This is a genomic window from Spirochaetia bacterium (genome assembly GCA_022482625.1).
Taxonomy (GTDB): domain Bacteria; phylum Spirochaetota; class Spirochaetia; order Sphaerochaetales; family Sphaerochaetaceae; genus Pleomorphochaeta.
Map to the genome: position 1 here is coordinate 2,911,851 of JAKVOU010000001.1, position 20,571 is coordinate 2,932,421.

At 40.1% G+C, this 20,571-nt stretch carries 17 protein-coding genes; 10 read left to right on the forward strand and 7 right to left on the reverse strand.

The window, feature by feature from the left end; genetic code table 11:
* Window positions 1-128 precede the first annotated feature (128 nt).
* The 3 genes from rfbB to LKE40_13230 all read left to right on the forward strand — a co-directional run bounded on the left by rfbB (window position 129) and on the right by LKE40_13230 (window position 3,707).
* Window positions 129-1,163 (forward strand): dTDP-glucose 4,6-dehydratase, encoded by a 1,035-nt coding sequence (gene rfbB / locus LKE40_13220; GenBank protein MCH3918391.1) that lies wholly within the window; start codon window positions 129-131, stop codon window positions 1,161-1,163.
* A gap of 107 nt (window positions 1,164-1,270) precedes the next feature.
* On the forward strand, window positions 1,271-2,596 hold the full coding sequence (locus tag LKE40_13225) for a nucleotide sugar dehydrogenase (protein MCH3918392.1): 1,326 nt from the start codon (window positions 1,271-1,273) through the stop codon (window positions 2,594-2,596).
* A gap of 103 nt (window positions 2,597-2,699) precedes the next feature.
* Window positions 2,700-3,707: an NAD-dependent epimerase/dehydratase family protein gene (locus LKE40_13230; protein MCH3918393.1), complete on the forward strand. Its 1,008-nt coding sequence runs from the start codon at window positions 2,700-2,702 to the stop codon at window positions 3,705-3,707.
* 53 nt (window positions 3,708-3,760) lie between these two features.
* Here LKE40_13230 and LKE40_13235 read toward each other — a convergent pair whose 3' ends face one another.
* The 7 genes from LKE40_13235 to LKE40_13265 all read right to left on the reverse strand — a co-directional run bounded on the left by LKE40_13235 (window position 3,761) and on the right by LKE40_13265 (window position 12,303).
* Window positions 3,761-4,888 (reverse strand): glycosyltransferase family 4 protein, encoded by a 1,128-nt coding sequence (locus LKE40_13235; GenBank protein MCH3918394.1) that lies wholly within the window; start codon window positions 4,886-4,888, stop codon window positions 3,761-3,763.
* A 61-nt stretch (window positions 4,889-4,949) separates the two neighbouring features.
* Window positions 4,950-6,008 carry a glycosyltransferase gene (locus LKE40_13240; GenBank protein MCH3918395.1) on the reverse strand — a complete coding sequence of 353 codons (1,059 nt, stop codon included), beginning with the start codon at window positions 6,006-6,008 and terminating at the stop codon, window positions 4,950-4,952.
* Window positions 6,009-6,116: 108 nt separating this feature from the next.
* Window positions 6,117-7,211: a glycosyltransferase gene (locus LKE40_13245; GenBank protein MCH3918396.1), complete on the reverse strand. Its 1,095-nt coding sequence runs from the start codon at window positions 7,209-7,211 to the stop codon at window positions 6,117-6,119.
* 56 nt (window positions 7,212-7,267) lie between these two features.
* Window positions 7,268-8,218: a deacetylase gene (locus tag LKE40_13250; protein ID MCH3918397.1), complete on the reverse strand. Its 951-nt coding sequence runs from the start codon at window positions 8,216-8,218 to the stop codon at window positions 7,268-7,270.
* A gap of 20 nt (window positions 8,219-8,238) precedes the next feature.
* The gene (locus LKE40_13255) at window positions 8,239-9,759 is read right to left on the reverse strand and encodes a hypothetical protein (GenBank protein MCH3918398.1); all 1,521 of its coding nucleotides are present in this window, start codon (window positions 9,757-9,759) and stop codon (window positions 8,239-8,241) included.
* Between the two features lie 174 nt (window positions 9,760-9,933).
* Window positions 9,934-10,857, reverse strand: coding sequence for a glycosyltransferase family 2 protein (locus tag LKE40_13260; GenBank protein MCH3918399.1), 924 nt, complete (start codon window positions 10,855-10,857; stop codon window positions 9,934-9,936).
* A gap of 81 nt (window positions 10,858-10,938) precedes the next feature.
* Window positions 10,939-12,303, reverse strand: a complete 1,365-nt coding sequence (locus tag LKE40_13265) for an O-antigen ligase family protein (protein ID MCH3918400.1) — start codon at window positions 12,301-12,303, stop codon at window positions 10,939-10,941.
* A gap of 310 nt (window positions 12,304-12,613) precedes the next feature.
* Between LKE40_13265 and LKE40_13270 the strand changes: the two genes are divergently transcribed.
* From LKE40_13270 to LKE40_13300, 7 genes are all read left to right on the forward strand, one after another.
* Window positions 12,614-13,582 (forward strand): polysaccharide deacetylase family protein, encoded by a 969-nt coding sequence (locus LKE40_13270; protein MCH3918401.1) that lies wholly within the window; start codon window positions 12,614-12,616, stop codon window positions 13,580-13,582.
* 159 nt (window positions 13,583-13,741) lie between these two features.
* Window positions 13,742-14,428, forward strand: a complete 687-nt coding sequence (locus LKE40_13275; GenBank protein ID MCH3918402.1) for a sugar transferase — start codon at window positions 13,742-13,744, stop codon at window positions 14,426-14,428.
* Window positions 14,425-15,897, forward strand: a complete 1,473-nt coding sequence (locus tag LKE40_13280; GenBank protein MCH3918403.1) for an O-antigen ligase family protein — start codon at window positions 14,425-14,427, stop codon at window positions 15,895-15,897. Before LKE40_13275 ends, LKE40_13280 begins: the two co-directional genes overlap by 4 nt.
* A complete protein-coding gene (locus LKE40_13285) occupies window positions 15,869-16,966 on the forward strand; it encodes a glycosyltransferase family 4 protein (protein MCH3918404.1) in 1,098 nt (365 codons plus the stop codon). Before LKE40_13280 ends, LKE40_13285 begins: the two co-directional genes overlap by 29 nt.
* A 4-nt stretch (window positions 16,967-16,970) precedes the next feature.
* Window positions 16,971-18,290, forward strand: a complete 1,320-nt coding sequence (locus LKE40_13290; GenBank protein MCH3918405.1) for a nucleotide sugar dehydrogenase — start codon at window positions 16,971-16,973, stop codon at window positions 18,288-18,290.
* A gap of 3 nt (window positions 18,291-18,293) precedes the next feature.
* The gene (locus LKE40_13295) at window positions 18,294-19,271 is read left to right on the forward strand and encodes an SDR family oxidoreductase (protein MCH3918406.1); all 978 of its coding nucleotides are present in this window, start codon (window positions 18,294-18,296) and stop codon (window positions 19,269-19,271) included.
* A 10-nt stretch (window positions 19,272-19,281) separates the two neighbouring features.
* Window positions 19,282-20,349, forward strand: a complete 1,068-nt coding sequence (locus LKE40_13300; GenBank protein ID MCH3918407.1) for a glycosyltransferase — start codon at window positions 19,282-19,284, stop codon at window positions 20,347-20,349.
* Window positions 20,350-20,571: the final 222 nt, after the last annotated feature.

The following is a 20,571-nucleotide window of genomic DNA, read 5'->3' on the forward strand; positions in this document are numbered from 1 at the left end:
GAATGCACAGCCATAGAATTTAGCCGATGATAGATGAGCATCTGGCTCTGCTATTTTTCTCTTTGCTGTTTCCTTGTCATATGATATGGTGATAAGAGCGGATATTGCCGTGAGAAAGGAGCAAAACCATGACATTGCTTGTAACCGGAGGTGCCGGGTTCATAGGCGCCAATTTCATCTACCATGAGCAGAAGCAGCACCCTGAAGACAGGATAGTCTGCGTGGACAAGCTTACCTATGCCGGGAACCTTGCGACGTTGGAAGAGGCGATGAAGCAGGAATGCTTCCGGTTCGTGAAGGCCGACATCTGCGACAGGGAGGCCATGGATTCCCTGTTCGCAGAGGAAAAGCCGGATATGGTGGTGAACTTTGCGGCCGAGAGCCACGTGGACCGCTCCATAGAGGACCCGGGCATCTTCCTGACTACCAACGTGATGGGCACGCAGGTGCTGCTGGACATGGCAAGGAAGTACGGGGTGAAGCGGTACCACCAGGTGTCCACCGACGAGGTGTACGGTGACCTGCCGCTGGACAGGCTGGACCTGCTCTTTACTGAGGCGACGCCGCTGAAGGCCAGCTCGCCCTATTCAGCCTCCAAGGCCGGGGCGGATCTGCTGGCAGGAGCCTACCACAGGACCTACAGGCTGCCGGTGAGCATCAGCCGCTGCAGCAACAACTACGGGCCCTACCAGTTCCCCGAGAAGCTCATCCCCCTGATGATAGCCGATGCGCTGGAAGACAAGCCGTTGCCAGTCTATGGTGACGGGCTGAACGTGAGGGACTGGCTGTACGTGGAGGACCACTGCCGTGCCATCGACCTGGTCATCAGGGAAGGGAAGGCCGGTGAGGTATACAACATAGGCGGGCACAACGAGATGAGCAACATAGAGATCGTGAGGCTCATCTGCAGGGCACTGGGCAAGAGCGAAGGGCTGATCAGGCACGTGACGGACCGCAAAGGGCATGACCGACGGTATGCCATTGACCCGGAGAAGATCCACAGGGAACTCGGGTGGTTGCCTGAGACGAGGTTTGCGGACGGCTTGGAGAAGACCGTCAGGTGGTACCTGGACCACAGGAGCTGGTGGGAGGACATCATCTCGGGTGAGTATCGCAAGTACTATGAGAAGATGTATGGCAAGAGATTGGAAGAAGCAGAGTAATGCAAGGAACAAAACAGATTATAAGTGGTGCCATCTCTTGTAAAAAACATGCATAACTGAAACAATTTCCCTATTGTTTTGTTTAGTCTGCGGAGGGATAGGAACATATGACGACAAAATCTTCAAATAAGAAAGATTCATATACAATCGTAGTTGCCGGTATCGGCTATGTGGGACTGGCCAATGCCATACTGCTCAGCCAGCACAACAAGGTCTTTGCCGTGGATATCGTCCAGGACAAGGTGGACATGATCAACAGGGGAGAAAGCCCCTTGGTCGATACCGAGATCATCGAGTACCTGCAGCACAAGAAGGAACATCGGCTTGATCTGACTGCTACCACGGACGGTGCTTCTGTCTATCCCAAGGCAGATTTTGTCATGATATCGACACCGACCAACTATGATCCTGAGAGGAACTATTTCGATACCAGTTCCATCGATGCCGTGATGGAGCTTATCATTTCATCCTGTGCACCGGACCGGCTCCCTGTGGTCGTCATCAAGTCTACGGTGCCTGTCGGCTATACCAAGGAGTTGCGGAAGAGGTATCGGTATGAAAGGATCATCTTCAGCCCTGAATTCCTGAGGGAATCGAAGGCCCTGTATGACGACCTGTATCCAAGCAGGATCATCGTGGGCGGAACAGAAGAACTGAGGAAGGAAGCTGCCGAGTTTGCCCGGTTGCTGAAAGAAGGGTCACACAAGAGGGGAACAGGCTTCATTGACCCTGTGACGGGTAAACCTGAGGGAGATGCAACTGTCCTGCTGATGAACTCGACTGAGGCTGAGGCTGTAAAGCTGTTTGCCAATACTTACCTTGCCCTGCGTGTCTCGTTCATGAACGAACTGGATACCTATGCGGAGGTGAGGGGACTGGATACGAAGTCAATCCTGGACGGTGTCTGCTTCGATCCGAGGATCGGCGGGCACTACAACAACCCGTCGTTCGGCTACGGTGGCTACTGTCTGCCCAAGGACAGCAAGCAGCTGCTTGCGAACTATAATGATGTGCCGCAGAACATCATGACGGCCATCGTAGATGCCAACCGTACACGCAAGGACTTCGTCAGTGCTTCCATACTCAGGCTTGCCGGCAGGCTCTCCGGGCATGATGTGCTGAACGGGGATGCCGATGCTGTGACAGTCGGCATATACCGGCTTACGATGAAGAGCAATTCGGACAACTTCAGGCATTCGTCCATCCAAGGAGTGATGAAACGCATCAAGGCAAAGGGCGTGAAGGTAATCGTCTGGGAGCCGACCATGCATGACGGTCCGTTTTTCGGAAGCGAAGTGTATGATGGGGAAGACGGACATACGCTGGAAGCATTCAAGCAGGCCTGTACGGTGATCGTGGCCAACCGCTGGGATGACGAGCTGAAGGACTGTAGCGGCAAGGTTTACTGCAGGGACATCTTCAGGCGAGACTGAGCCTTTTTGGAAGAAGGACTAACTGTTGCCAGACAGGCCTTGGCATGGTATCGTAAGCAGACGCATCGGCATGCTTGCCGGATTGCCAGAAGAGAACAGAAGAATGAACAAGACTATACTTATCACCGGAGCTGCCGGTTTCATCGGTTTCCATGTTGCAAAAGCGTTGCTGGAACAGGACAAGGACGTCGCTGTCATCGGCTATGACAACGTGAATGATTATTACAACCCGTCCCTGAAGGAAGACCGTCTCAAAGTATTGGCGCCTTATGCCAATTTTACCTTCATACGTGCCGACTTGGCTGACAAGGACAAGGTTGACGAGACTTTCAATACGTACAGGCCTTCTGTTGTATTGAATCTGGCAGCCCAGGCAGGTGTCAGGTATTCTATCACGAACCCTGATACCTACATACAGTCGAACATCATCGGGTTCTACAATATCCTGGAAGCTTGCAGGCACTCCCTGAAGAGTGAAGTACCGGTAGAGCATCTTGTCTACGCCTCCAGCTCTTCTGTCTATGGTCTCAACAGCAAGGTACCGTTCAGCACCAAGGACAAGGTTGACCGACCTGTCTCCTTATATGCTGCGACGAAGAAATCGAACGAGCTACTTGCCCATGCCTATACCCATCTCTATCATTTTCCGACTACCGGCCTGAGATTCTTCACTGTCTATGGACCGTGGGGCAGACCCGACATGGCTTACTTCAAGTTTACAAACAGGATCGTGAAGGGTGAACCTGTACAGATATACAACTATGGTGACATGTGGCGCGACTTTACCTACATAGATGACATCGTGAAGGGTATCCTGTCCATCCTACCGCATCCGCCTGTTGCAAACAGCAACGGAGACAGGTATAAGGTCTATAACATCGGCAACAACAAGCCGGAGAAGATCATGGACTACTTCAAGGTGCTGGAAGATTCCCTGGGCATGAAGATGAAAGTCGAATTCCTGCCGATGCAGCCTGGGGATGTCTATAAGACCTATGCAGACGTCGACGATCTCATCAAGGATTTCGGTTTCAAGCCGAGTACTACCATTGAGGAAGGACTTGCAAGGTTTGTAGCTTGGTACAAGGAATATTACCATTTTGAGGCATAGTTTTTGGGTTGACTTAAGAAAAAATCATATACAATAACATCAAGTTCCAATAACTATTTTTCTGTGGAGAGTGTTTTGATTCCTTGGTTGAAAGCTGTAATGTTGCAGTTTTCTTTTACGAAGCAGTAACCACGTTCTCCCATGGCAGCATAGTCGGATGAACCTATCTGTCGAATTGCTGAAGCCAAGCTGTCGGAATCTTTTGTTTTGAACAGACTTCCAGCCTTTGACTGAAGAACATACCATGCTGTTCCATTGTCATCACTTGAAATGATTGCAAGTTTATATGACATTGCTTCAAGAATTGCATATGAAGCCAACTCATGGGAACTTGAGAGCACCAATATGTCATTGGCAAGGTAATAGGCATCCATTTGTTCATTGGGAACATTGCAGACAAGATTGAAGTAATTCTCCAGTTTCATATTTTTGATCATAGCTTCTAATTCGGCAAAGTATTTTTTCTCTACCATATTGAATTTTTGTCCTACGATGGTTACATGGTATCTTTCCTTGTCCGGAAGTTTTGAAAAAGCACTGACCAACAACTTGTGATTTTTATAAGGGCGGTATTTCCCGACATCAAGTATGCGAATCTTGGTACTTGCTTCCCTTACAATAGTATTATTGGAATTGACAACAAACGGAATAAATATGGTATGTTTTGCTTTTTCCAATTTGATAGACTCTTCAAATTCTCTTTTGTAAACTGGAGTATAATGATATTTAGGAATGAATTTGTTTCTGAACTGAAAGAATCTTGACTTAAGCGTGTTATCTGATTGATAGAACAGGGGCCTTTGGTTGTAGTCTACTACTAACACGTCATGTCTTTTTCTTAGGGCCATGGCCCAAGCCACAGAATTCATCAGTTGGTCTCGTACGATAACCACATCAGGCGCAATGGTTGCTACATAGTTTCTTATTTCACGATGGGTCGAAAAGAAAAAACGATAGATAAGTTTTTCAGATGTCTTTCCTGAAAGTTTTTCTATTACCTTGATTAACAGCTTTGAACAGAAAGCCTGACGTGTTTGTATGAGCTGTACGTTCTTGTGGTTTTCCAATTCTGTCTGATATTGTACAAGAATGACGACTTGGTTACCTTGTTGCTGCAATTGCTCTATCAATGCAATTTGATTAGTGTGAAAACGTGGACAAACAAATAAGTATTTACTCACTTTTAAACATCCTTTATGAAAGAAAACTATATTATACAAAAAAAGTTTGTATCCATGGAGTTTATTTCTTTACTACATCGGATAAGTATTCGTGCCATATTGCATTCACTTTCTGGGGAGTGAAATTCATTGCAGTTGACTTTTCCTCTTGAATAATCATGGACATATTTTCTATGGAAAGCATTTCTTTGATTTTTGCAGCAAGTTGTTGAACACTTCCTACCGGAACTAATTGTTTTGCAGGTAAGAGGACTTTAGGGCCGCCACAAGGGCAATCAGTACTGATACAAGGAATGCCCATGGCCATCGCTTCCATAAGGGCATTGGGCAAACCTTCATAATCAGATGACAAAACAAATAATCTGTAACTACCAATGTAGTTATAGATATCTTTTTGAGGAGAATGGATGAAAATGCGGTCAGTCAAGCCCAATTGTTGTATTCTGTTATTTAATGTATCGTAACGATGTCCTTCACCATAAAAATGAAGATTTTGGTTCGGAAACTCGTGGGCAATCAAGGCAAAGGCATTGACTAACAGCAACTGATTTTTTTGTGGTTCTAGCCTTCCGACATTAACAATATCCTTAGTGTGATTCGGTGGATTTTGAAAAAAATGCCCATCGACGGAATTAAGTATGACAATAGAATTTTGTCTGATTCTTGCAGGAAAGAATTTACATGCATCTTCTGTTTGAAAAACATGTCCATCGGCAAACCGGAAGATGAATCTAGCTAAGAATTTTCTTACTTTCCCATGATACTCTCGCACGGGATCATTCCGTACAGAAACAACAACTTTATTGGGTAAGAACAAGGAAGAAAGTATCAATCTTAAATTTGGTTCAGCCATGAAAGAAACGGCCACATCAGGTTTTGATTGCTTAAGAATGGAATGAAGTCTTACCAAAAGGTGCAGGTTTTTTATGAGGACATTGGTTTCTCTCGTTTCTCCTAAGTTTATTCTTGTAATACGTTTATCTAATGCAAATCCTTCTGTGCCTTGATAGGAAGTAACGAATATTATTTCATCTTCCCTGCAAAATGCATTGGCAAGGTTACAGATAACTTTCTGTGCACCTGCAAGACCGAGACGATTTATGTAAAACAGTATTTTCAACCCAGTAATACCTACCCATTTTTATTTATGTGTCTGTTTCAGTAAAAAGCACAGAAGCATTTATATCATAAAGATATGTTTTTATCCAAGGGTTGGAAATATCAAGTTTCAGTTTGAATCTAGAAGTTGGCCGTAAAGGTTTTCATATTCCTTTGCAATTATTACAGACGAAAATTGCATAGCAAATTTTCGACCACAATTTCCCATTTCTTCTCTTTTTGCACTATCAAGGCTCAAAAGTTTCAAGGCATCGGTCAGTTCTTGCCTTTGATTTGGAGTAAAAAGAATGCCAGTTTCATCTGAGACCAATTCTGGTAAACCTCCAACTCTTGGTGCAATAACAGGAAGTCCACAAGCCATAGCCTCAAGTACAGAAATGCCCAAAGCTTCACTCGTAGAAGATAGAGCAAATACATCCATTTGATTCAATAGACAGTAAATGTCATCGACTTCTCCTAAGAAAAAAACGTTTGATGTAATACCTAGATTTTTGACTTGCATTTGTAGTTCTTTTGCAAGACTTCCGTTTCCAGCCAAATAAAGTTTTGAGTGTGGACTATTTTTTAAAAAAGAAGAGAAAGCATCAATTAATAATTTATGATTTTTGACAGGTTCTAACCGTGCGACACAAACTACTTTGATGGCTGAAGAATCATTGGTATTTTGATTGGAAGGCTCAGAAATAGGCAAGACAATAGGGTTATAGATTGTAAAGATTTTTTTAGCATCGAATGGAAAAACCGCAGGAATAGCTTGGCTGACTTTTTTTGAAACTCCAACAAAAAACAACTGTTTTCGAAGCTTGACTAATTGCATCAGTTTCAAACATGTTGCATCAAAATATCGATAAGGTTCACTATGTATTGTCAAAATCAATGGACATTTGTGCACAAAGCACCAAATCAATGAATATCTTCTATCTAGATTTGCATGAATAAGATTTGGCTTGAATATCCTGAGTTTTGATGAAAATCTTAAATAATTTTTTATTAGGTTTTTTGAAAAACCGAGAAAAGTATAAGGAATGGCATATTGATCAAGTTGTCGCACTAGTTTATTAGTCCGTTCTTTCTCAAAAATGAAAAGATGGCATTCAAATCTATCATGGTCTATTTGAGGAAGAAGTGCTGACAGCATGGCTTGGGCACCTCCGATTTTCATATGGTTGAGAACAAAAGCTATCTTAATTTTTTTTTGTTTCATGTTTCTTTAGACCTTCCAAGTAAGAACCTTACGATATTATCTATTTAGTCTTTTTATTAATGTAATTTATTTACAGATGAAAATATATGTGCATAGTCAGATAATGTTATTCCTTTAAAATTACATGCTTGAGCAAATTGAAAAACGTTTTCAACACATTGATATAAATTTTCAATTGTTGCTTTATCAGAAAAAGAAGGACTGCCGCCAGGCATTAATTCTGAAGAATGTATCATAAACATGACATAATCAGATTTTTCATCTTTCGCTTTTTTTATGATGTGTTTCAGTGTTTGTGTCTGACAATGACTGTCGGGGCGTAGCCAATAAAATTTACCCATTCCTAGATGTTTTATTCCCCTGAGGAGATTTTTTGGTGTAAGATTGCCATCAATATCAAACTGATGAAGGTATCTGATTGTCATAGGTATTTCAAGAATATGTGCTGTTGGATAAAAAGGTGATTCTGGGCTGTTTCGGAAATCACTTCCTGGTATTCCTGTTGCACCCTGACATCTGGTCCAGTTTATATGCGGAGTAACAGAACAGTCGGCAGTAATACCAATATGTTCCAATAAGTCAAAATATTGTTGGTTTATAGTCCAACGTCCACTTCGGTGAGAAGTAATTTTATGACAGAATTTCTCTTCAAGCAAGTCTTTTAGATTACGTAATTTCATTTCCATTATTTCAACAGGATATTCAATTAAATAATCTCTACAATTTGTTGTTTTTTCTAAAGATATTTCAGGAGGAGTACTCCAAGCATGTGGGTGCATACCTATTTCACAGAGATTATTATGAAGTTTATCGCCTAAGAATTCTACAAGGAAAGGATTCTGTGCCATTTCATAATCCACTAGCCATGTTGGGAAAAAGCCATATGTATTGCTTAAATCTTGAAAGCGAGGAATGAACTTAGCATTTTTTGTTGTTGCTTTTTGGGAAGTGTCCCATTGATTGTCTCCTTCAGTATCTACTGTAATGATAAAATTTGTCGAATTCATTGTAACCTCATTTGATATGCTTATAGATGTTTCTTTTCTTTGATTGTTTTCAACAACTTGATGACATATCGGTATTCTTCCGAATGAGACGTAAATAACAGGATACTTAGAAAAGATATTCCTAGGCCAATACTTCCATTAACTACAAAATGTAAGAAATAATTCCCGATTGTTATATTTTTTGTTACAAATAGCGAAAGTCCTAAAGAGAAAACCATAATCAGAAAATAACGACAGTATAATAAGTAGTAATTATATAATGGCTTGTGGTATATGTACTTGTATGTTAAATATGGAACGCTGATGAATACAGAAACTAGGGTGCTTATGATAGTCCCCAAGACCACGCCAGATACTCCTAAGACTTTTACAAGAGCAATGGAAGAAATCAAATTTACTGCAGATTCCCATAGAGGTACAAAACGGTCATTGTGATATATGCCTGCTGCATCTCTTCCGACACCGATGGAATTTCTCATTAAATGAATATATAACTCAAGCGACATAATTAAGACTACATTCATGGAGAAAAGATTTTTTGATCCTGCAAAGAATTTCATAAAAGGTTGTACCGCACACGCATAGCAAGTTGTGAAAACAATAGCAATAATGAAGTTTACATAATAGATTTTTCTAAATACTTCATAGCTGCGTTCTGGTTGGTCTACCAAAAGATTTCCAAAGCTTGCAGTGGTAGCTCCTATGACTATCCCGGCGACATTCTGTAAACTTTTCGAAATTAATTTATAGTTATTGAATATGCCCGCAGTAGCAACGTTTATCATTGATGAAACAATGAGATTATCTGTACTAAGTACTAAAAACCTTCCTATTTTATGGAAGAACAAAGCTTTTATATTCACTATGATTGGAGTCTTTTCAGCTTTTCCTAAAGCTTGGATATGTTTGTCTTTTATAAAAGGATATCTTCGATTAACTACTGCAACGATAAAGAGATATTCACTGAGGTGTACAATGACCCGAATTATTACATAATAGTAATAATTCCTTGTGGTAACGATACAAACAATTTGCAGTACATTCATCAAGACCAAGAATAGGAAATCAATTATGCCATTAACATAGTTTTTTTGATCTGCATATAGCAAAGAGCGTTTATAAGTAAAAAAATAAGAAATAACTGTATCACCTAAGTACAAGAAATAAATAAACTTAAGATTTATATCAATGGTTATATCTTTGAAAAAAAACTTTAAAAAAGGAAGAAGAAATATGCCAACAATTGCGATGATAATGCCAACTGTTTGATAGGCCGTTTTATAAAGATGCATCAAAGATTTGAGCTTTTCTTTATTATTATTTGCCAAGGGCTCATATAAACTAAATACAATAGCAGTCCCAATCCCTAGTTCCGCAATGCTTAGCATTGAGATAATGTTATTCAATACACTGGATACACCAGCATACTCTATTCCTAGGTATTTGATGAAGATCGATTGTGATACCAATCCAATCAAAATGGTTGCAGATTGCATCAACAGCCCTACAGCTGAATTTTTTAGTGAGGCTTGTATTCTCATGTATAATTAAAAATGATTGCAGTTTTACGCATTTTGGGCATAAAGCAAAGGTTCAGAGTTGAAAAATATTTAATTGCTATTAGTTTTTTTAGAAAATTCATTTGGTAAACTCTCCATCTGTTTTTGATAACATCTTATTATATATGAAGTTTCAAAATGAAATTAAATCCAATATCATGTTTTTCCCTTATGTTTTATTGTCCTTGTGAATTTCATTAGCAGTTTTCCACTTCGTAGCATAAAGTAATCAAACGACGAAATTTGCAAATCGTTTTTAAGTTTTCTTGTCCCATAATTATTACCATCAGCTACAAAAACATATCGCTGCCATAATTTCAGCTTTCTGATATAGGATGGTTTGGTATATTCAATTTCTTTTTTTATATTTGACAAAACTCCCTGAGGATTATTTAGAAGCAATTTTTTCCAATTATGGCTTAATCCATCTTGTATATATTCACAGCGCATGATGCTTTCGTTGAAATATCGAAGTTTTTTATGCTCTTTATAAGACAATTCCGTCCAAGTTACACCTTCACTGATGAATTTTTCCCCTTCAAATTCAGGAAAGGGATGTGCTTTGATAACATCAGTATAAAAAGCTTCTGCTTTATCTCCAGTTATGCCATATTTAAGATTATCTCTATAGTAACAATCCAATGAAAGGCCCTTGAATGTTGTTCCTAGGGGAGTTCCATCTAAGGTACATCTGAGGCCTACGACTCCACAGAATTGATCTTTCTGAGTAGCTATGGTAGCTTCCCATTTTTTTATTAATTCAATTGCGTTGTCAGTTAAATAATCGTCACTGTCCAGAATAAGAAAAAGTTCGCCTTGTGCCAACTTTACTCCACGATTGATTGCCCTATGTTTTCCTCCGTTAGGTACCTTTATATAACGTATAGGAAAAAGTGAACATTCGTTTTGCCAGTTTTGAACAAGATACTCTGTATTGTCTGTAGAACCATCATCAACAATTAACCACTCAAAATCTTTTATTGTTTGTCGACATAGACTCTTATACGCATCAGAGAGGCGATATCCCCGATTAAATGTCGATGTAAATACTGTTACCTTATAATGCTCATTTTTTTCCAATTTTTAAACCCTTAGGAGGATATTTTGAGTTTAGCATACCACCAATTGATTTAGATTTGAATTGGATTTAGTAATTTTTTCTTAATTCTTTTTTTTCAAAAGATCAGTCTCTGGATGTTTTTTCGATAAGTTATATTCACATATAAGGATACATATCGGAAAAAGCATCAGTACGTCGTTTGGCAATAAAAACTGAGTAGTCTGAGCACACAAGACAATGGTAATAAATGGCAATGAATATGGAACATTTATTTTGATTTTATCTTTGATCATTACACCGATAGGTTTAAATAATGCATAGAGAAAGAACGCTCCACCAAAAAGGCCATAACAGAAGAAAAGCTGTTGTACCATATTGTGCATTGAATTAAGAAAATTACCACGCATTTGATAATAGGGCAGCGCTCCTGTACCAAATAACAATATATTGATATGTGATAATTGATATTGTAAATAATTTTTAAAAATATCTGTTCTTCCTGATCCTGTCAGTAAGTTTTTATTTATAACAAATCGTTTGAGGACAGTATGTCCCAGTTCTGTATTTGCAAAGATAATGGATAAGATGCTGGTACCAATGACGATTCCAACTGCAAGTTTCCAATGCTGTTTGTTACAAATATGCAAGAACATAATAAAAGTTGCCAGAACAGCAACAACAACAAAAGTCCTGCTTACTGACAGTAGTCCTCCTAGTAAAACTACAAGTAAGCCGATAAGATAAAGTGTTCGATTAATACTCCATGGTAATTTAGTTTCTTTATAATCTTGATACAATAGAATGATAAAACAACTGAAAGCAATGCCTGTGTAATAGCTGATTCCATTTGGATTTACTGTAAACATCATGATATCATGAGTATGTGGAATAAATTGTGTTGTTGGGCCCAATCGATTTCCTGTCAACATCTTGGTCAAGCCTGTATGTAAAAATGTTACTAAGCTTATAATAAATATTAAATAGACTACTCCGATACTAGACCAAAGGCACATTTTTTTTATGCTAATATTTGACATATCTGTATATAACAGAAAGAAAACAAGAAAAATACGAGTACAATAAGATACGGTATCAATCAAATGTATGGAATAAGGACTTATTATACTAAGTATAATTTCATATCCAATAATAATTACAGGGAAAATAATCTGTTCCTTATGAATTTGAGGAACTTTTAGAAACAATGCTATAAGAGCCAATAAAAAGATATAATTACCCGGTATACCTTCTTTTAAAGGTATTAGAAAGCAGAGAAAATATATTATTTGTTCATAATTAAAAAAATAAAATCCAATTGCTGCTATCGTAACTAATAAGAACTTATTTACCGGGAGTATCTGGCAATCTCTTATAGTTCCTAATACCATAAATAAAAATGGGAAGGCCAATAGCCATATTTTTGTTGTTTTATTTTTTTCTTGTTCGTTTGCAGGAATTATTTCCATGATTTTTCCTTGTTTTCTAGTCAAAATATTTATAAATTAAAAATGAATATAAAGGTAACGGATAAAGATACCATCTTACAATAAGATTTATCAAGTATCATGTTATAAGTTTAGGCATATATAATTGAGGGTCCTTATATTTTGTTAATGTTTATAAAATGAGGACGAAATTCTGTTGATAAGTCACTACGCAATTTCAGTTTGCCTTTTACAGGGTATTTGTAGTATAGCTATAGGAGCTGTTTCTATGAAATGCTATATGCTGAGAACAGCATTGCTTGGTACTTCCCGTCAATGAAGGAGACAAAGTGTGAAGAATGGTATATTTGTCATTTCCCTTGATTTCGAAATGCTCTGGGGCATGCGGGACCATGTGGATATTGAGGCTGCCCGACTACGCAATATACAGCAAGTACCGGAAGTGATAACTAAATTGCTCAAATTGTTTGAAACATATCATATCCATGCTACATGGGCGACTGTAGGAATGCTGATGGCTGAAAATACAGACAAATTACACAATTATCTTCCCACGCAGCAACCTACCTATGAAAACCAAAAATTCAATAGCTATACATATCTTGAAGAAGTAAATAATTATAGCCAGTACTATTTCCCTAAAGGAATTCTTGAGACAATACACAATACGCCAGGACAAGAAATAGCATCCCATACGTTTTCCCATTTTTATTGTTGTGAAGCAGGCCAGACTGAAGAACAATTCAAAGCTGACCTTGCTCAGGCTGTTGCAGTAGCAGAAGGAAAAGGATATGGACATCATTCTCTGGTACTACCACGAAATCAAGTCAATATATCTTATCTTTCTGCTATGCAGGATGCAGGTTTTACATCTTTTAGAGGCTGTTGTGATGGTTGGGCATATGATGCCAGTCAGAATAGGAACAATCTTGCAAGGGCCATCAAACTTATTGATACCTATTTCCCTTTGACAGGAAACCATACATATGCGTCTTTGGAGCAAAAAGAAGGATATCCTGTAAATCTGAAGGCAAGTTGGTTCTTCAGGATGTATTCCCGGAAATTAAAATGTTTTGAAGGCCTGAAGATAAGAAGGATAAAACGCCAGATGCTTCATGCAGCCCGCCATGGAGAAATATTTCATTTGTGGTGGCATCCTCACAACGTAGCTGTACACCCAGAGGAAAGCCTTCGGCTTATCGAAGCTATCCTTTCCTATTACGAAGTACTCAATACTTCCTATGGTTTCACAAGTCTTAATATGGAAGAAACTACAGAGATGTTTTTAATGAAAACGTAACATTTTTCTTACAAGAATGTTAAAGATGATGGTTGATGGTAGCGGGAAACCGCTTTGTTGGGAAAAATATTTCCTAGATAGACAGTCTCGCTCAATTGATGTACTATTTTTCCCGTTGCTTAAAATTTATGGAATGTTATTCCTGTTTCAGGATTATATATGTATAGAAAGTTTATCAAACGTTTATTCGATTTGCTGCTGTCAGGAATAGCAATTGTTATATTTTCACCCCTACTAGTAATTATTTGGCTGACTGTTAGGATTCGCCTGGGATATCCTGCTGTTTTTACGCAGAGTCGCTTTGGCAAGCACATGAAGATTGTCAATTATCATAAGTTCAGGTCAATGACGAATGTCCGTGATGCTGAAGGACGTCTTTTACCCGACGAACAACGGCTGACCCATTTCGGGAAAATGCTCAGGGCTACCAGTCTTGATGAACTGCCCCAGCTTTTCGATATCTTTGCTGGCAGAATGAGCATTGTGGGACCTAGACCACAGTCGATACCGAACATCCTGTTCATGAGTCCTGAACAGCAAAAGCGACAGGATGTTACTCCTGGATTGACAGGTTTAGCCCAAGTCAATGGCCGAAATGCAATAGACTGGGAACAACGTATTGCATATGATCTGCAGTACATAGATCACATTACCTTTCTTGGAGACTGCAGGATCATATTCAAAACCGTTGCATGTGTCTTTGGTCAGAAGGATATCAACCAGGGTGATTCCATGACTTATGAGACTATGGGAGAATTCCTTGTCAGGCGAGGAAAACTTTCAAAGGAAGCATATGAAGAAAAATCCAAAGAGATTGCCATTGCATATGCGAATTATCACTTATGAGTAACCAAGATCCTGCGGTAATTTCAATCAGCAAGTTGACTCTATTCAAAGGTTTTTACATCCTTGCATCACTTTTCTTTACTCTTTCCTATGTGTTTGACAATACATCCGGTATATCCAAGACAGTCTTTATGGCTATCTATTACCCACTTATGATTCTTCTTTTTGCAGGGAGCATCTACTTCCTTGCAAAAGACTATCGTACCAACGAACATAATTTCACTACAAATAGATTCTTTCCTGTGCTGGTTGCCTTTTTTGCGTATTGCATCATTTCGACGTTTGTCAATGGAAATGCCTTTGTTTTCTATAATAACTGGATGTTTCCTGTCCATTCCGCATTGTTTCTTTTCCTCTGCATGATTTCGGAGGGCAGTGAAGAACAAGACCTTCACTCATGGAATCAGGTGGGGTACCTTTTTATATTTCTTATTGATTTTCTAGTCCTTGGTTCTTTGGCAACATATATACTGCGTCGTTCTTTCCTGTATGATTCCCTGTCATTTGACATGCAAGCTTTTCTCAACGTCAGTGCCGGGCCTGGGCGTAGGTTATATGGCATAGTAGGGAATGCAAATTCACTTGCATATTCAATTCTCTATTGTATTTTTCTTGTTCCTCCCCTTATGTTTTTCTCCCGAAACAAGGCAGATAAGGGATTTTTGATTTCTACAGTAGTACTGAGCGTGTACTGTGCAATACTTGCAGGAGCCAGAGGAGCCTTGCTTATCGGAATTGTCTGTGCTTTGGCTTTAGCTTGCTTTGTTTTCCAGCAAATAAAAAAAGATGATACCAAGAGAAGGCAGTTTTTCCTTATTTTGGGCATATTTGTCTTTGTCTGCATACTTATCCTTCTATTTTTCTTCCTTTCTCAATCAAGTGTAGCTGTCAAGTCGAGAGAGTATTTTTTCCATCGTATCCTAAGGCTAGGAAACATCAAGACAGGAGATGACAGGTTGGATCTTTGGCGTATATCAACGCAGATGTTGACTCCCCGTAACATCTGGTTCGGTATTTCTGATACAAGACTTTATCAGCATTTCTTGTCGATAGGATCTGACCTTGCATATTATCTTGTGAACAACGAAGGTCGGTTACACAACTATTACCTTATTGTCTTGGTTACCTTTGGTCTACCGGCATTCATCATGTTTGTTGCTCTGATCGGTGCTACGTTCAGAAGTTGGTTCCTGCAGAGAAAGGACTTCTCAAAACAACAGGAAATCTTTCTTGCTTTACTTATGATTCAGTTTTTTGCTATTGTACTCAGTGGCTTCTTAGAGCAACTTATGCTCAATACAGGGACAGCAGTCTCATTGCCGACATGCTTTGTGTGGGGAACACTGTTCAGCTTCTTTGGAAGAACCGAATCAAAAAGCTTGTCTAACAAAGGAATATTTACTACTCTATTTCTTATGTCTGGAAAAACCCGAGGGATTCATGAAGAAAATTGCTTTGATTTCGAATAATGACAATATTGTATTTTATTTCAGAAGGGAAATAATTCTGTCCTTCTTGAAGAAAGGATGCCATGTCTGTCTTATTACTCCTGTCCATGGGCATTTGTCTAGCTTTGAGACATATCCTGAAGTCGAAATAATTCCTATCGAGTTGGAACGGCGGGGTACAAATCCTTCAAAAGATCTGAGATTCTATCATTCTTTGTTGGCAATTCTGAAACATGTAAGGCCCGATGTCGTCTTTTCCTATACTATCAAACCCAATGTCTACGGCTCCATGGCCTGCCGACGTCTGCATATTCCTTGCTTTCCTAATATAACAGGCCTAGGGGATGCAATGGAAAATTCAGGTCTTGTCAGGACTGTAGCCTTGCGTCTATCCCGACATGCCTATAAACATTGTGCCGGTGTGTTCATGCAGAATGAGGCAAATAGAAGTTTCTTTGTCGGCAACAAGGTAGTCAGGGAAAAACAAATACGGATGATTCCGGGATCAGGAGTAAACCTGGAACGTTTTTCCTACCAGGCTTATCCATCTGAAGCAAATGGTATACGTATTATTTTTGTAGGACGGTTACTTAAAGACAAGGGTTTGTTTGAATTTCTTGAGGCAACAAGAGCTTTTGCAAGTAGGAAAGATGTCAAATTTTTCATTGCCGGCTCTGCTGCTGATTCTGACTATGATATTCCTCAGTTGCTTAAGAGTTACCGGGTAACGTATCTCGGACTGCTTTCCAAACCTGAACTGATGTACAGGAATTATCATGTAATTGTACTTCCATCATACCATGAAGGAATGTCCAATGTATTGCTTGAAGCATCTGCAACCGGTCGTCCTGTAATTACGACGACTGTACCTGGATGCCGTGAAACGTTTGACGAAGGAGTGTCCGGTATCGGCTGTGAACCAAGGAATACTGCATCTTTGGTCGATGCATTACGCCGTTTCCTGGCACTTTCGGAAATACAGCATGCCCAGATGGGTATTGCAGGAAGAAAAAAAATGGAGCAACAGTTCTCACGGGAGCTTGTTGTCCAGGCATACCAGAAGGCTGTGGCCGAGGTGGTGGGGGAGTGAAGAAGTGGTTACATTTCAAGATATAATTGATAGGAAGGCAAAGATTGCTGTAATTGGCCTAGGCTATGTTGGGATGCCTATTGCCGTAGCTTTTGCCAAACAGGTTTCTGTTATCGGATTTGATACCAACTGCGACAAGATCAAACAATACAAAGAAGGAAAGGATCCGACAAATGAAGTCGGCGATGAAGCAATCAAGCAAACCAGCGTCGAATTTTCTTGTAATCCTGCCAGACTTAAGGAAGCCTTGTTCCATATTGTTGCTGTACCTACCCCGGTACATGCAGACCACAGTCCTGATCTTACGCCGGTAAAGGAAGCAAGCAAGTTGCTTGGCCAGAATCTTTCAAAAGGTTCCGTGGTGGTCTATGAATCCACGGTATATCCTGGTGTCACTGAAGATGTCTGCATGCCGATCCTTGAAAAAGAATCAGGACTCAGGTGTGGGATTGACTTCAAGGTAGGATATTCTCCTGAGAGAATAAATCCAGGAGACAAGGTCCATCGGCTGGCTACCATAACCAAAGTCGTTTCTGGAATGGATGCCGAAGCGCTTGATTTGATTGCAGATGTGTATGGTTTGGTTGTAAAAGCCGGCATCTTCAAGGCTGAGTCGATAAAAGTTGCAGAAGCAGCCAAAGTAATAGAGAACTCACAGAGAGATATCAATATCGCTTTCATGAATGAACTGTCCATGATTTTCAATACCATGGGAATAGATACAAAGGCAGTCCTTGATGCAGCCAAGACAAAATGGAATTTCCTGCAATTCAATCCAGGACTTGTCGGTGGCCATTGCATCGGTGTAGATCCCTATTATCTTACCTACAAGGCAGAGCAGATGGGTTATCATTCACAGATTATACTTTCGGGTCGTAGGATCAACGACGACATGGGAAAATATGTTGCAGAGAATGCCATTAAGAAACTTATCAGCGTAGGGAAAGGTGTGCGAGAGGCAAAAGTTGCAATCTTGGGATTTGCTTTCAAGGAAAATTGCCCTGATATCCGCAATACCAAAGTCATTGACATCATAAAGGAACTTAAGGAATATGGAATTGATCCGATTATTTATGATCCCCAGGCTGATTCTGGAGAAGCAAAGAAACTCTACGGAGTAGAATTCGTATCATTTGCAGAGGTGAAGGATATGGATATTGTCATCATTGCTGTGGCACATCAACAGTTTATCGAACTGTCGATGAAGCAATTGGATGACCTGTTCGCCAATGAGCCGATAGGACAGAAAGTCATAATTGACGTGAAGGGTATTCTTGATCGTAAGCAATATGAGAATGCCGGATACTGCTACTGGAGATTATAGATCATGGCATATACAAATTTAAATTTTCCGAAAGATAGTCTGTTCCTTGTAACAGGAGGTGCCGGATTCGTTGGATCAAATCTTTGCGAAGCAATTCTTAACCTTGGTTACAAAGTCAGGTGTCTTGATGATCTTTCAACCGGTTCCCAGAAAAATATCAATGATTTCAAAGGTAATCCTAACTATGAATTCATCAAGGGCGATATCAAGGACCTGCAGGTCTGCCTTGAAGCGACTGATGGCGTCAGCTATGTGCTGCACCAGGCAGCTTGGGGCAGTGTGCCCCGATCCATAGAGATGCCGCTCTTCTACTGTGCCAACAATATTACGGGAATGCTCAATATGCTTGAAGCTGCCCGGCGTAATCATGTAGGAAAATTTGTCTATGCTTCGTCAAGTTCAGTCTATGGCGATGAACCGACACTTCCCAAGAAAGAAGGTACCGAAGGCAATCTCCTATCCCCTTATGCACTGACCAAACGGACTGATGAAGAGTGGGCAAAGCAATATACGATGCATTATGGATTGGATACGTATGGTCTACGCTACTTCAATGTGTTCGGAAGAAGACAGAACCCTGAAGGAGCCTATGCTGCTGTAATTCCCAAGTTCATCAAACTGTTGCTGGAGGACAAAGCTCCGACTATCAATGGTGACGGCAGGCAAAGCCGTGATTTTACTTATATCGAAAATGTCATTGAGGCAAACCTGAAAGCCTGCCTTGCTCCGTCTGCTGCTGCAGGTCGGGCATATAATATAGCTTTCGGAGGAAGAGAATACCTGATTGACTTGTACTGGTCATTGAACAAGGCTTTGGGCAAGCACATTGAACCTGTGTTCGGACCGGACAGGGCAGGAGACATCAAGCATAGCAACGCCGATGTTTCCTTGGCCAGGCAACTGCTTGGCTATGATGCCCAATGGTCATTTGACGAAGGTATCAAACTTGCAATTGCATGGTACAAAGATGCTCTTTCGTAGGATGGATTAGGTGAAACACATAGCATTTTTTTTGGGAGATCTTCAACTGGGAGGAGCGGAACGGGTCGTTTCAATCATAGCCTCCCATTTGACTTCTGATTATGCAGTCACTATTTTTTCCTACTATGACAAGGAACCTCTCTATTTCCTTGATCCGCAGGTGAGATTGGTCAAGATTGAGAAGGAGACCGGTACAAAGAATTATTTCAGGAATCTTCGTTGGCTGAGAAAGTCTCTCAGGAATGTTGATCTGCTGATATCCTTCATGGCTGTCTATAATATCTATGCTCTTGTATGTACGTTAGGAACGGGTATACCAGTCATTGTTGCGGACCGTAATGATCCTTCCAGGATCCCTTCCGGACGTGGCTTGCGCTTGATCAGGAACCTTGTCTATCGACGGGCAAAAATGCTTGTTGTACAGAATGAAGCCAATGGCAGGTATTTCAGACAACATGGACTGAATTGTTTCTCTGTCATCCAGAATCCGATTGCTGATGAAATTATAGCTGCCAGGGCTAAACTGAAATCGACTACCAAAGAGAACCTGATTGTTTCTTCAGGAAGACTTGTACGGGCAAAGGACCAAGCTACGCTTATCAAAGCCTTTACACATTTCTCCATAAAACATCCAGACTATCATCTGGTAATATTGGGAGAAGGGCCTCTCCATAGGGAATTGGATAAGCTTATTGACAACCTTGGCCTTAAAGAGAAAGTAACGTTGGCTGGTTACCAGGCTGATGTATTCTCTGTATATATACGTGCAAAGATGTTTATATTCTCTTCTTTGTTTGAGGGGTCTTCAAATGCTCTGTTGGAAGCTCTCTGCCTTGGGCTTCCCGTCATTACGACACATGTAGCAGGAACTGAAGAGGTTATTCATCAGGATGTCAACGGCATGTTCTTTGACTTTCATGATGATGCAGCACTTGCTGCCTGCATAGAAAAGATTCTTGGAAATGAGCCTTACTGGGTCTATGAAAGCAAGCCGGTAAATGAGGAGCTATTCCAGTCGATAAAAGCACCGCAGATTGTTGACAAATGGAAGGAACTGATTGAAGAAAAGATTTTATAAATTTTCTTTGCGTTAAACTAAATAATATGTTTTCTTGTTAGTATAGCTTTGGACTTAAGAATTTAATTTGTTAGGTTATTTCTTTACAGGTAAAATGAATTTAATATTTTTACGAAAAATATTAAATTATAATAATATATGTATTGCAATAATATATAATATTAAGATATATTTAGTAAATGTAGGGACCAGCATATCTTAACTTATAGAAGGAGAAAAAAT